We start from the raw sequence: 14083 nt of genomic DNA on the forward strand, positions 1-14083 counted from the left end.
TTCACCTCAAGTTAATAATTATGACTATCATCATCTGAATATTTCTCCCAATCCTTATAAGAATCATATTCTGGGAAACTTCGTGGATTAGGATCTGTTGAGTTTGCTATATCATGTGCATTTTTTTTAGGATCTTTATTAAATGTTTTACCATTCCATGTAGATCTATCCATTAATGGAATTCCGCTATCCATTAACTTTTTTTCCTTCAATTCATGATTCGCCAGTTGTTTAAACCAGTCCTTTTCTTTAGTTGTAAGTTCTCTTTTTTGTGCTAATTGCCACGCATATGCAACATCTTGATCAGCTTTAAAGTATAGTGCCTTATATGGAGCGCCATCTATCGATAGCTGATGTGTATCAAGGAATAAATGTTTTTTCATATTAATTATATCTTGTTCTGATAAACCTGTATTTTTTGCAACTAACGACACATCTTCTAAGCCCATCTTTCTAATCTCGATATATTTCCTCTCCAAAAAAGCGTCAAACCCATCTAGTGGTGTTATGATAAATGGTCTCATTTCTGCAGCATCAGTTAGATACTTATTTTCGTGTGTTCCCTTAGTTTTACCCGTCCCCTTGTTCAACTTCTCAAGAAGTTTCTTTTCTTCTTTTAAATACTTATCGAAATTGGAAGCTTCACGAGCTTTTTTACTTTCTTCAATGTTTCTAAGTATTCTCTCTCTATCATAAGGTGGCGGATCAATCTTTTCCTTTTTTGTTTTTTTAACTTTAACCGTCCTCTTGTTCAACTTCTCAAGAAGCTCCTTTTCTTTCTGTAAATACTTATCGAAATTGGAAGCTTCACGAGCTTTTTTACTTTCTTCAATGTTTCTAAGTATTCTCTCTATATCATAAGGTGGCGGATCAATCTTTTCCTTTTTTGTTTTCGTAACTTTAGCCGTCTCCTCAACCGACTGCGACGAACCCTCCGCTTTTGGTTTTCCCACTGTCCTGGCGTCATCTGCCCCTGCAAGACTCTTGCTCTTTGCTAGGTCATCCATCAAACCGCCATCTTTAACCACCATTTCATGGGGCAGGTTTGTTTTAAGTCTAGTAGCGATGTCCGCTTCGTTCGTCAACGCCTTCAAAGCATCATCTAGCGCCGCAATATTCTTGCGGTTCGCTATTTTATCTGCAGCCTTATACAAGCCATGCTTGAGCAGGCTGGCCAGACTCACAAAGGCGATGCCAATCCCCATTCCATCCAGCAGCGCCTGGTCCATGCCGAGGAAGGTCGGATTCGTATAGGCGTTTCCGTTCTTGAGATCGTTCAGCTTCTCCACGTTGACCACAATCACACCTATGCTAAAGGCGATGTCTGCGGCCGCCAAGAGATATAACGATCCCCCGCCTGTCGGAATCGCCGAGACGATCGCCACCACGCCGAATATGAGGTTGAACTCCGCGACCAGCACTTGGGGGTCTAGGATTAATACCTGGAACGTATATCGAGATAAGTATACTGTTTTCTCCATTTTTTTGCTCAGATAATCCGGTTTCTGCGGCACGACATTCTGAAGCAGCCAGTCATCCAGCGCGGGTTCCAGGACAGGCTTCATCTGGTTCACCAGTTGACGGATTCCCGTTGCAGCCAGTAGTCGCTCCATAACTCCCGGCTGCTTGCTTTGCTGAGGTGCGCTTGCGGCCAGTTCTGGCGGCGCTGGTATCATCGCCTCGATCTCCGCTCGCGATTTACCTTCCTTTCTGCCTTGCTCTATGATCCTCTCCGCACTTTGATTCCAGGCATGAACCGCTGTCCGGTTCCGGTCCTCCACCTCATAGAGCTGCTGGTTCTTCTCCAGCTCCGCTTGTTTTTTTTCCTCGCCCTGCTTCTCCGGCTCGCTGGCGGGCGGCTGGCCATACCTCTTCTTATAGGCGCTCTGCTGTTCTTCCGCCGCCTTCCCGCTCATCCAGCTTCGTGCCGCTTCCTGGGTACCCGGATTGCCGCTCGCATCAGCCGCCACTTTGGAGCGGATATCGGCTCTTTGTCCTTCTGTTAATTGCGTGGCCGCACCTAATTTAAGGCTTAAATCTATTTCTTGCATCATGATTTCACCTTTGGCCAGCTCGTCAATATACAGCTCCTTCAGTTCGGCATCCGTCAGCAGCTCCATGTAATCCACTTCGACTTTCTGGAAGTCGATCTTGCTGCTATGGATGCCCACCCGCTTCTCGCTGACGACCATATAATGGGCGGCGTTCGTTTGCAGCGTAATCTGCTGCGTTGCCCGCATCCGGATGGATTCCAGTATACTCTTTACGTCCCCGCTTCCCAGCTCCATCCGATTGCTCGCTACCAGCAATAGATCCTCGCTGGCATTAACGGTGATGTTCCCGCCATCCAAATGCAGGCTGACCGTCCCTTTCTGGAACAGGACGCCGTCGTCTCCCAGCTGCATCCTCGCTTCGCCCGGCATCTCGAACACCTTCGTCGTCGGCTTCTGGAACACTGTCCGGCTCTTCATCTCCTCGCTCCCGCCGCGAACCGAGTTAATCGCTATCGCCTTCTTCTCTACCCCGCTTGGAAAATACACCTTGATCCGCGCACCTTCCTCCGGCAGACAGTGAAAGATATTGTTCCCTTCCCCAGAGTACGGAAACCACCAGTTCCCTTGTGCGTCATGCCCGGCATCGATGTCCAGGTGCACCTTCACCATATTGTTTGCCCGTTTCACGACCCGGCCTTCAAGGGATACCCCTTGAATCGCCTCATTGCGCCGCGACTTCCTTCGCAGTGTCTGGCGTTTCACCAGCACATATTCATACTGCAGCAGCCCGGATTCATAGCTGATCACCGATTCGGAGACGACCCACATCTGATTCTTAAAAAGAACATCGTCTCCGACCTGGCAATATTGACCGCTGACAACCCGGTAACGGACAAAATCCCCCTCATGGAGCTGATCCGCTTCCGTTCCTTCCGCATGCGCCTTCAGCTCTTCATAGGCGGCCCGGTCCTTTATGACCGTATAATGCTTGGACTTCAGCTCCTCTCCCCAGGACAGGTCCGGCACGCCGAAATAGACGCGCGGTGCATCCAGTGTGACATCCGGCAAGATCACTGTCCCCACCCGGGAAGCCAGCCGTTTCATAAACTGCCAGTCAGTTTCACCGTATTGAACCATTAAAGTGCCCAGGGCGTCCTGCTTGCCCGTCGCCATATTGTGCGCATCCCCTCCGGGATAGTCCGCAACAAGCCCCGCGATGGCTTCCGAATAAGTCAGATGCTTATTCTGGTACGACCGGTTCTTCGGCTCCATATCCATCGCATAACTGCGTGAGAGCGCCTCGATTTGCACATGAGGAATCCCGTCTTCCATTTGGATATCTACATTCGTAATGCCGCCGGCGAACCAGCTCTCCACCCGCGGCTTGGCCGGTTTGCGGAAGACAAGGCTATCCTCGAAGCTGCTTCTCAGCAAGCAGGCTTCCGCTTCTTCTTCCGTCATGACCGCCGTAAACGTGCACCGCGCATGTGTATTAAATTTCCGTTCAATCCGGAAACTGCGGATCGCTTTCAGCTCATAAGGCCACTGCAGCTCGTAGCCATCCCCTTGATACTCTGCTCCCATGCCCTCACCTTCACCTCTCTTCTTTATCTCGCGGAGAACTCAGGCGGCGCCGGGTCCATTCCATTCGTGAGCAACCGGATCTGACCCCCATACTGGCAAAATAAGCAGGACTTGCTGGTCAGCGCCTGTACCCCTTGAATAGAAACATTCGGACTGCCGTTGGTCCACTCTGTCTGAGCGCCTGCCAAGCGCTCCAGCAATGTGGTAAGCGCAGATACTGCACCTGACAGCTTGAATTGCGGCTCAGGGGATGGGCCTCCTGCAGAAGAAGGTCCCAGCACCGTTGGCATCAGCTTGGGCGCACAAGGATAAATAAACTGGCCTGCGGTGGGTTCCTCCGGATCGGGGTCGACCATATACGAAGGATCTGTAAAACCCAAGGTTTTCTCAGCCGCCTTCAGCGGATTCATATCACTTCGGCAATAGCCGAACGAATAGAAGTTTCCATCGATCTCCTGTTCCATTCGTTCAAAGGGAATAGCGCCCTGAATCGTTCCCGGCTCCGAGGTGGATGTCACACAATCCTTCACCGTCAACATCGGCCTGCCATTTATGTACACACCGTTCGGGTCCTGCTTGTTCAGCACTTCCTCATGTGTGCCTCGCGTGCAATGCATATACGCCCCCGCCGTCACATACGTATCCTCGCTTCGCCACGGGGATTCCAGGAGCTTGTTAAGCGTGCCTTTCGTCAACAGGGTATCCATAATTCCCATTTCAAGTTTCTCCTCTCGTCAACCGGATAGGTCTGACACTTAAGCCATACAGACTTTTTCTAAGCAAGCTCTCAGCGATGTCTACACGTGCAACCAGCACACGACTCCGGTAATATGGAATTTGAAAAATTGCCGTTTCCTTTAATGCTTCTGTGTCTACCCAAAGGGTGTGAATCCGTCCGTTTTCCGTCTCTGTGCGGTCAGGTGCAAGACAAGGGATTTCCGGAAAGTCCATCCATGCATAATAAAATTGCCCCTGCTGTTCCAGGTCCATTACGACCACACTTTTATAAGGAATGTCCGGTAACTGCTTAGTTACAGTTGCCCGCAGCTCCTCGCTGACCAGCAGTATCGGATGTTCGATCAGACTGCAGGCAGAGAGGAGATTGCCCGGCTTGGTATAGACGATTTCCTGCGGCCCGGCATACCCATACCCTTTCAGCATACGTTCCGGGAATGCCAGATTCACTCCATTTGCCGGCAAGCGCCGGTCATGCTCCAGCACGAAGTATTTCATACTACTCATGCTGCGCCTCCCCCACCCAGATCATCGTGCCACGCTGTTCCTTAGTCAGCGTTACCCGAGCAGCATCCCGCTCCAGCATCCGGCTTCCCGTCAAGTCAGCGCCTGTGAAATCCGTCCCTTCCAGCTGCGCACCTGTGAAATCTCCGGCAATTCTCGCGCCCTGAAAGCTGGCAAGCGTCAGATTGGCCTTTTGAAACAACACGCCATTCATGCCGAATACCAAGCCATGTGCTTCTGCCGCCATGTCCCGAATTCCCAGCACATGGTCGAACCTTGCAGAAGTCAGGTCACAATCGCGAAAGTCCGCATCCACCAGAAGACTCTCGCGAAAATCGGCCTGATCGCACACACAGCGCTCGAAGCGGGTACCGAGCATTCGGCTGCCCCCGAAATGACTTCCGGTCAGCGTCACCTCTTCAAACCTTGCATAACTCAGATCAACGCCTTCGTAATAGCCACGGGACAAGTTGACCTTGGCAATATGTTCATAGATGTATTCCTGATCTGACTTATTTTCCAGCCACCCTTTGCAAGTAATGGAGGAACGTTGCCTTTCATTGACGCGGTACACAGATTCACTGACCTCAGGGTCCCGAAATTGACCGACACGCACTTCAAAAGCACTGTCTTTCTCCAGGCTTTGGAAAGAAACAAGCTGCCGGATGGTGTCCATGGCATAACGAACAGCATGTACCATATAGATGTGGAACGGATACAGCTTCCGGGCCTTCCAGACTTCGAACGAATGGCGGTGAATACGGTTTAAATAACGTCTGCGCTTCTCCTCACATGCTTGATTCCAAGCGTCCGCGAATCCGTAGATCCAGCCCGCATCATAATGAAAAGGTGTCAGCTGCACCTTGCTTTCCGTGTCCCTGTCGCTGGCCTCCAGCATATAGACGGGCTTCCCTTCGTTCAGGCTCGTCCGCAGCAGAGAGAGATGAAGGTAGGCGCATTTCATTAATTGCCCCTCTTGCTGCTGGAGTCGTACCTTCTCGCAGAACTGGTCAAACAGCGGGACGAGTTGGGTGGTGATCTGTTTTTTATGCTGAACGTAATAGTTATGTAAGGATTTAATCTGCTCATTTCGCTGAGGCAGGACATCTTCTTCTATAAAATGGTTCCATAGCTCCAGGTCGTGCATCCCGTGCGCTCCTCTCTTCGGTGTGTTCTATTGATTCATCAGCACTTCGATGCCTTTAATCACGACCTGCCCCTGATCCATCGTAAAGCCGCCGTTTCCGCCCTTGGTGGACATTTCAATCTGGTTGGCAACCATCATAATAGATTCCGAGACCATTTCAATTTGCTTGCTCGCCTGCAGTGTAATCTTATTCTCACAATTCAAAATAATCGTGCCCGCACTCGTTAAAGTAAGAGTTGCGCCCCCGGTCGCACCGGTAATGATGATTTTATCTTCCTCGAACGTGATCTTCTGGCCGGTTGGCGTCAGCAAGAACTTCGTGTTCGGATTGGCCATTAAATCTTCCTTTAGATCCTTGTCGTATTGAATAACAGGCTGCAGCTGTTCTTGCCGGACTACGGTCGTCGTCACATTTTGGCTGTGTCTGCCTGCAGCAGCGGATGTACTGCCCGGCTTGGATGCGGGAGCCATTGCTTCTTCCGGTATCTTCTTCCGCACAGAACTGAGTGCAATGCCTTCTGCTTCCTTCGCATTGGGGAAATAGATCCGGACAGCGTCGCCTTTTTCCGGCATGCAGTACCATCCCGTCTGATCGTCCGAGGCATACATCGTGGAATACGGAAAGGGGCTGGCGATCGCGAGGCTCCAGTCCTGATCGTAATCGAGCTGCACCTTGACCTCATCCCGGACCACCTCCATGACTTTTCCTGAGAGGGAAGAGCCTATCAGCTTGGAATTATACCTCATGCGCCGGTAAGCTGTCCGTTTCAGACAGAGGGTGTAGTGATGAGTAAGCAGACCCTGCTTCATTTCGGTCCGTACCTCGAACACGTGAAGCTGCTGGCCTTTGAAGGTGACCTGATCTCCAAGTTCAAGCACCTGATTGTTCAGCATCACTTCATAACAAATATAATCCCGTTCACTAAGCCCGCTCTCTCCGTTTCCCGCCTCTTTTTTGAAGGCTAATATATCCTTGTACATCCGGTAATGTGTAGCTTCGATCCTGCCTGCGTCCCGATGATCTGGAATGCCCAAATACACGCGTACGCTGTCTTCCGTGGATACAGGAACCAGCACCGTGTGATAACGGGAGGCCAGCCGCTTCAGAAACTGCCAGTCTGTCTCTTGATATTGCAGGGTATACGCATCCAGTCTTTTATCTTCCTCAAACGTATTAAAGCTTTGCCCATTGGGGTAGTACCCGCTGATCTTCTGCATTAAATCGGGAATGAGCGTAGAATTGTTCTGGTAGGAACGCGTCTGCGGTTTGAGATCCATTGCGTGGGTATGAGAGATGGCTTCCGCTTCCAGCCAGTAGGCTTCCTTATCGACCTTGACACGGAGTTTGAGGATCGTGCCATGAAACAATCGCTTGCTATTTCCATTCTCGTCGGTATACAGAAGCTCTACCGGGGTATTCTCATCCGCCATCCGTACATAATGCTCTTCCCTATCTTCCGAGATCATGCCCGTAAACGTCAATTTAGCGTGGTCATTGATTTTCTTGACCAACGTCACATGATGCAGTCTCATCTCAAAAGGAAGTATATGCAAATGTTCATAGCTAACCGCTGACATTGCCATTGTGTCATCTCCTTCATGCAATTCCTTTAATTCCCTATATATCGATTTTTTCCCATGTAATTTTAATATATCACCCTTAAATACTAAATTAAGTATGTAAAAGGATTTTTTATCAGACAGTAGTTTAGACATTTTCAAAAACCTCCGTTACCGGTTTCATTAATGGGCTGTGATAGGCGGCACCGACCGGAATTACAACTGCTCTGGCCCCCATAGTGAGTATCCTTTTCCTGAACCGTTCCAGCTCCGCTTTTTTGCCTGAAACAACAGTCTGACCCTTGGAATTCAGATTAGATACTACGACATGGCCACGGTAGGACGGCTGACTGCCTTCCTCTTCCAGCCTCCTATTTATTTGTTGCAAAATGAACCGCGTGTCATTAAAATAATAATGACACGCGGTTCATTTTGGGAAATTAGAAAGGTGGCGGGTAAATGTCTCCCCGATTGACGGATCACCGTAAAGAACAGCGAAGCCGGCAGATATTGGATGCTGCTAAAAGCGTATTTATTAGAAAAGGCTACGGCGCGGTCTCGCTGAAGGATATTATCGAGGAAGCAGGCATGAGCCGGGGCTGGATTTACCTCTATTATCAAACGAAGGAGGAAATTTTTGAAGCATTGCTGGATCGTCAGGATCTTGAGTATGAACAGTATCTTGAATACTTGAAGGCTGCTTCATCATCTATGTGGCAAGTCATTATCACACTCTATACCCAGCAGCTTCATGATTTGGAGCAAATGGAGGGCGGTGGAATGATGTCTGCTTTTTACGAGTATTTTCTAGTCGGCTGGCGTGATTCTCCACGCAGAGAGCTACTTGAAAGACGGTACGAAAGAGGCATCGAACGCTTTGCAGATTTGCTTCGGACGGGGGTAAGCCGCGGCGAATTTACTCCAGTCATGGATCTTAGTGAGATATCCAAGGTGGTCTCCTCCTTTCAGGAAGGTATCGTTACACATTCCATCACGGTTGGCACCAAGCAAGCGGATACTAGTATGCAATTCAATGCACTACTTCACTATCTGTACAGTCTGCTTCAACCGTCAGCCGGCCAAGCAATGGATTTCTTGGGTTTAAGGGAGGAGATTTAATGAAGTCACTTTTTCGCAATCCTGTGTTCTGCAAGCTGTTTATTGCGGCTTTTGCTTCCCAACTGGGTACGGTGGTCGGCAACATGGCTTTTGCCTATTATCTGGTAGACCGGTTCAGCGAGCGCCCCTCCCTGGCAACGACCGCTGAGTTGATGTATTCCTTGCCTACACTGGCTGTATTCTGGATCGTCGGTGTTGTGGCCGACCGGTTCGACCGAAAGCATATCGCCGCATACAGCGATTGGATCCGTGCCGGATTGACCTTGCTGCTGCTGGTATTCGTGCATTACGATCTAATCGTGCTATGTTTTCTGGTCCTGTTTCTGCGCAGCTCGATCTCCAAATTTTTTGGTCCGGCTGAGATGGGGCTGCTGCAGGGAAGCATCGGTCATGACCAGTATGTTCAGGCATCAGGGTTGAACCAGATCGTTATGGGAATGTTCATGTTATTCGGGATGAGTCTGGGAGCGACCGCTTATCATTTTGTTGGAATTGAAGGCGCTATCATCGTCGACGGTGCCAGTTTTCTAATCTCGGGTCTGCTGCTGGCCTGGGGGGATTTTCCCGAGAATGCCCGGATGCCTAACGGCAAGAGCCGTATTCGCGAGCTTCGCTTTTCGCATCTCATTACAGATTTCTGGCAGGGTCTTCGTTATATCGCCGGAAATCGGCTGCTGCTCGTACTTATCAGCGGATTTTTGTTCTTTGGGATCGTAAATGGTGTGTTTGCTGTGCTTCCGATTTTTGCAATGAAATATAAGCTGAGTCCGGATAATTATGTCGTCTATTCCTCGATGATTACCGTTTTTCTGGGCATCGGCTTCCTGCTGGGCAGCATTCTCGGTCCTCGTCTCATTGCCCGCTTTACCCGGACTCCGGTGCTTATAACGGGGTTATTCGTAGCCAGCCTGCTTATTGGGGGCCTGGGTTTTGCCGGTCGGGTCGAGGTATACTTAGTCATTATTCTGCTCGCGGGTATTGCAATTGCGCCAATCAATATCGTTCTTGGCAGCTGGATGCCCGAACTGGTTCCCGCCCGTAATATGGGCCGGGTTAATGCTTTGATTGATCCGATCATGATGCTGGGCCACTCCATGGCACTGGGCATTGTCGCCCTGGCCTTTCCCGTCTGGCTTTCGGTGACTTGGCTGCACTATATACTCGCGCTATGTACAGTAGCCGTCAGCTTCTTCTACCTTTTTTCACTTCCCTCCCTTGTCCGTAAGCTTGAGGTACAATCGGCCGCAGAACGCGAGGCAGCGCAAAGTGAAACGGCTTGAGCAGATTACATAACAGAGCAGGCGAGCGGCTATACATGCGCTGCCAGGCATAAGCGTCCGCCAAATAAAAAGCACACAGCCGCGGCCTTGTGCTTTTATTACTCATTTCTATCCGTAAACTATTGAAGATGAAAATAATATTTATCGTGATTTTGAAAATGTAAGGTGAGTAGTGCAGTTATGAATAACCAGGAGGAATTTGAAATCCCTCTGTCAATGACTCGCATATTTCGGCAAAGTCAATGGTGATATGATCCTTGAAATGCCCACTGATAATCTGGATTCCACAAGGTAATTCATCGTTAGAGCGGTTCAGCGGCAAAATTGTGGCAGGCAGCCCAAAGACAGTCGCGAGGATATTCCAGATTAAATGCTCGTTATATCCAGTTGCCCGTCCATTCACTTCCAGAGTCCTTCTAGTTACCGCCTGCTGCATGTGGGGAATTGCCAATACCGGACTGATGGGCAGCAGCAGAACATCATATTCCTGAAGTAAGGAAGTGATCACACGGTTATATTCCTGACGCAAGCGGTCCGTTTCCTCTTGTTCCCCCTCACTCTGATTCATTGCCCGGTAATAGTCCTCTAGCCCTTCAGGAAAAGCCTTTGTCACCAAACGGGATGCCCGCAGGCCAAGGGAGGCCAGACTTGCAGTCAGGCGCTGCCTTGAATTGAATGAGGTGCCGACAAGCCGTCCAGACAGCTTCATAGCCAGGTCGAACAACTTGTCCATTTGGATCTCAGGAGGCATTCCGTGGTGAACCTCCACCCCCTCCATCCTTGATAAACCTGCGGTGAAATCAGCATATCTGCGTTTAATACGTTCATCTATTTCATGCTCCGGAGCTTCAAACCAGGTCAGAACTTTAATCTTCGCTTGCTCCTTTAATGTGTTAGTGCGGAAATCAGGAGGGACAGGCACATCTACCCAGGGATCATACAGCACATCCATCATCAGCCGCAGATCCTTGGCGCTTCGGGCCAGCGGGCCAGCCGCCGACAAATCGGGTTCGCTTTCATCACCGGGAGGATTGCCAGGAACATGTCCTCTAAGCGACAGCATTCCAAGACTGCAGCGATGGGCATATACACCGGTATAATGCGCAGGGATCCGCAGGCAGCCGATCAGATCACTGCCGAATTCCACAGGCGTGCAATCAGATGCCAAAGCGGCCGCACTGCCGCCAGATGAACCCCCTGGTGTCAAGTTTGTGTTCCACGGGTTGTTGGTCGTGCCGTATAGATCATTATAAGTCTGCCAGTCTGCAGTCATCACCGGTACGTTGGTTTTCCCCATAACGATCGCTCCGGCCTGAATCAATCGTTGCACCGTGGCCGCATGTTCTGTAGCAATGTTATGTTTTAAATGCGGGGCTCCAGAGGTTGTAAGCATCCCGCTGACATTAAATGACTCCTTGACCGTAAGCGGCAGACCATGCAGTGGCCCATACCTCCGGCCTTCTTTTCTGTCCCGGTCGGCCTGATCCGCCTGGGCGTAGGCAGTTTCCCGCTGCTGCTGCACCACGGCATTGAGTTGTTCATTAACAAGGTCCATCCGGCCATAATAGTGATCCAGCAGTTGCCTGGAATTCACCTCACCCTGTTCAAGCAGCCGGATCACATCGGAAGCGGTAAGATAAGTTAAATTCAAGTTTCTTCCTCCCTGTATCCTTACTATTTGGCGCTGTCGAGCAGTTTCGCGAACTTGCCCGGACTCATAATCTCGTGAGTGATGAACGTACCATTAAGAAACAGACTGAAGGTTGTCCAGATCGAAGGGGCGGCCTGGGCTTCCTCCCGGGTAGTCAGGAGATGAGCCGTAAACGGGATACCCCTCTCCTTCGCCACTGACCGCAAATCCTCCAAAACACCAACGGCAAAAGGACATTGTGCTGTGTAATAAATACAAATCCCGTCGCCCGAGGCTGGCGCAGACTTCACGGAATGTGCAAAAGACGGGTGCTCCCCCTCATCGTTCCATTTGAGTACTGCCAACTCGAAATAAGGATCTGCTTCATCGGTGATTTGAAATCCCATATGCTCAAAAAAACGTTTATCGCTCAAATAAGGCATTTTCTTCTTGCTGACAATATGCACAATGCCATCCATGCCCAAGGCTTGGGCATCTGCCTTGCACTTATCCAGAAGCTGTTTGGAATGACCATTGTCCTTGTGTCTTCCAGATACCCACAGGCAGTTAATGTACATATAGTTAGGGGCATTAAGCGGGATCCAAGCCTTCTCGGCAGGCAAATATTCAATAAAAACCTTGGCCCGGTCATTCAGCCGGTACAAAACCAGCCCTTCCTCCATCCGTTCGCTCAGCCATTGCTTTTTGTCCCGGACCGCCTGCTCATATTGCTTCGCGCCCAGGGCGCAGCAGATATGTTCTTGTTTGATGTTTTCTTTGGTAATTTGCAAGTAGGTCATTGTGTCACTACCTCACTATTCTTTTTGAAATATCCGGGATAACCAAACGGTTGTTTAGGACTATCCCGGTAGAATTTGTGTCTAGAATCTGTGCTGGATCGAAAAGAAAGCTCCCTGCGGGTCTTGCAAAGTGGAACATGTCCCGCCACCCGGCACAGGCATTGGGGAGATTACCACAGCAGCTCCCAAGGCTACCGCTTGCTGAGAGACCTTCTCGCATCCGGAAACCTTGAAATATAATCCCCAGCCGCTGCTCATGTTCGCCATGTCCTGGGGAATTGCCTTCATGCCGGCTACATAGTCTGCTCTAACTTTGAACTGGAGATAACGGCCTGACGGAGTAGGCACTTCTTCCATTGACCACCCCAGTAGTTCAGTATAAAAATGAGCGGCGGCGTTCAGATCTGTTGTATACAGCTCATGCCAGTCGATAGAGTACGATTCGTGCTGAACGCCCGATCCCAGATGCTCTGCCGCTTCCCATAAGGCCACCATCGCTCCGGTAGGATCACGGAATGCACACATAGCGCCCTTGTCCGCTATGCGTCTTGGAGCAATGAGCATTTCCGCTCCCAGTGACTGGGCCCGTTCAGCTGAGAACTCCACGTCCTGAACAGCAATGTAACAGCCCCAGAAAGAGGCCAGCTTAGGATCACCTAAGGAATACATGGCAGCCACATCTTGTTCGTCCGATTGGAATACCGTGTAGCTTCGCCCATCTTCCATAGTTGTCGTTTGCGTACTCCAAGGAAATAATGCGGTATAAAATGCAGCAGATGCTGCCGGATCACCGCTGCCCAGCTCGGCCCAGCAAAACGTACCTTCGTTATAATGCTTCATAGGTCTTTGAACCGGAGCTGAATTTCGGTAACCTGTTTACGGTAATCCTTCAGATCCTCATGCACATATACTTCCCGCGACGGTGATGTAAGCTGGACTCCTGTATTTTTAGCATATAAGTCCATTTGCGCCCAGACGTCACCCAGCGTATCCGGCGTTCCCTGGTGAACCACAGACAGGAAATAACCGCCTTCCAGCGTTTTGGTAACTATCGGAATCTTCTGGCCCTTGTATTCTATAGACTCGCCTTCCACAGCCTTGCTGACCGGAATGCAAATCTCTGTGTCATGTCCTAGTTCATAATTCTGCTCATAATACAAACTCATGCCTTGACCATTGATTACATCTTTCACTTTGCTGTCAAGCAGGGTAAAGACCTTGGTAATTTCCTCATATTGGCCGCGGTAACGGATGCTTGCAACCTGAATTGGGAAAATGTACTTTTTAACAACGGTGAACTCCGGTTTCAGATCCACTGCGGTTTTCGCCGGATTCCAGGCTGTTACAAGCCCAATCGCCTCCAGCGCCTCCAGTGGAACGAGGATGGCGGACTGGTGCTGTCTAGGGGCTGCATGAAGAGTAATGGTCTGCTCGTTGACCTTCATTTGCTTGCTGCCGATAACCAGTATTGCCGTCCGGGCAAATGTTGACAGGGTAAGCTTCTTTTCTTTGGCAGCCCATTGCAAATCTGCACCCAGTTCTTCGGAGACAGGCCGGATCGGTACGAGCCAGGTCTTGCCCTCCTGAACCGGTGAGGCCCCTGTAAAGGTAATCGGTGTTCCATTCCACGAGATCTTGACCGCTGGAGCGGCTGCCGATAAGGCAGTGCCACTCGGACAGGCCAGCAGTGCAATAAATAATAGCAGCATAAATTTCTTCATGTTCTGTTC

General features: G+C 50.0%; 12 protein-coding genes. 2 read left to right on the plus strand and 10 right to left on the minus strand.

The features are described 5' to 3' along the window. Positions 1-11 precede the first annotated feature (11 nt). From ACQ76X_RS24140 to ACQ76X_RS24165, 6 genes are all read right to left on the minus strand, one after another. A complete protein-coding gene (locus ACQ76X_RS24140; protein WP_438496269.1) occupies positions 12-3578 on the minus strand; it encodes a hypothetical protein in 3567 nt (1188 codons plus the stop codon). A 23-nt stretch (positions 3579-3601) separates the two neighbouring features. Beyond that, a complete protein-coding gene (locus tag ACQ76X_RS24145) occupies positions 3602-4294 on the minus strand; it encodes a PAAR-like protein (RefSeq protein ID WP_438496270.1) in 693 nt (230 codons plus the stop codon). Between the two features lies 1 nt (position 4295). After that, positions 4296-4820, minus strand: coding sequence for a hypothetical protein (locus ACQ76X_RS24150; protein WP_438496271.1), 525 nt, complete (start codon positions 4818-4820; stop codon positions 4296-4298). Then, a complete protein-coding gene (locus ACQ76X_RS24155) occupies positions 4813-5964 on the minus strand; it encodes a pentapeptide repeat-containing protein (protein WP_438496272.1) in 1152 nt (383 codons plus the stop codon). Before ACQ76X_RS24155 ends, ACQ76X_RS24150 begins: the two co-directional genes overlap by 8 nt. A 27-nt stretch (positions 5965-5991) precedes the next feature. Beyond that, complete coding sequence (locus ACQ76X_RS24160) at positions 5992-7548, minus strand: contractile injection system protein, VgrG/Pvc8 family (RefSeq protein WP_438496273.1); 1557 nt, start codon at positions 7546-7548, stop codon at positions 5992-5994. A 124-nt stretch (positions 7549-7672) separates the two neighbouring features. Continuing rightward, positions 7673-7912 (minus strand): hypothetical protein, encoded by a 240-nt coding sequence (locus ACQ76X_RS24165; RefSeq protein ID WP_438496274.1) that lies wholly within the window; start codon positions 7910-7912, stop codon positions 7673-7675. A 71-nt stretch (positions 7913-7983) separates the two neighbouring features. On the opposite strand from ACQ76X_RS24165, the gene ACQ76X_RS24170 reads away from it, so the two are divergent. Continuing rightward, a complete protein-coding gene (locus tag ACQ76X_RS24170) occupies positions 7984-8643 on the plus strand; it encodes a TetR family transcriptional regulator (protein WP_438496275.1) in 660 nt (219 codons plus the stop codon). Next, entirely contained in the window at positions 8643-9923 is a 1281-nt protein-coding gene (locus ACQ76X_RS24175) for an MFS transporter (RefSeq protein ID WP_438496276.1), read from the plus strand. Before ACQ76X_RS24170 ends, ACQ76X_RS24175 begins: the two co-directional genes overlap by 1 nt. 178 nt (positions 9924-10101) lie before the next feature. Here ACQ76X_RS24175 and ACQ76X_RS24180 read toward each other — a convergent pair whose 3' ends face one another. The 4 genes from ACQ76X_RS24180 to ACQ76X_RS24195 form a co-directional block, all read right to left on the minus strand. Further along, positions 10102-11574: an amidase family protein gene (locus ACQ76X_RS24180; protein WP_438496277.1), complete on the minus strand. Its 1473-nt coding sequence runs from the start codon at positions 11572-11574 to the stop codon at positions 10102-10104. A gap of 23 nt (positions 11575-11597) precedes the next feature. Then, a complete protein-coding gene (locus ACQ76X_RS24185; protein ID WP_438496278.1) occupies positions 11598-12353 on the minus strand; it encodes a GNAT family N-acetyltransferase in 756 nt (251 codons plus the stop codon). Between the two features lie 81 nt (positions 12354-12434). Then, positions 12435-13193: a VOC family protein gene (locus ACQ76X_RS24190; RefSeq protein WP_438496279.1), complete on the minus strand. Its 759-nt coding sequence runs from the start codon at positions 13191-13193 to the stop codon at positions 12435-12437. Then, positions 13190-14074, minus strand: coding sequence for a stalk domain-containing protein (locus tag ACQ76X_RS24195; protein ID WP_438496280.1), 885 nt, complete (start codon positions 14072-14074; stop codon positions 13190-13192). The genes ACQ76X_RS24190 and ACQ76X_RS24195 overlap by 4 nt, the downstream gene beginning before the upstream one ends. Positions 14075-14083: the final 9 nt, after the last annotated feature.

The organism is Paenibacillus sp. IHBB 3054 (genome assembly GCF_051594305.1).
Classification (GTDB): Bacteria; Bacillota; Bacilli; order Paenibacillales; family Paenibacillaceae; genus Paenibacillus_AQ.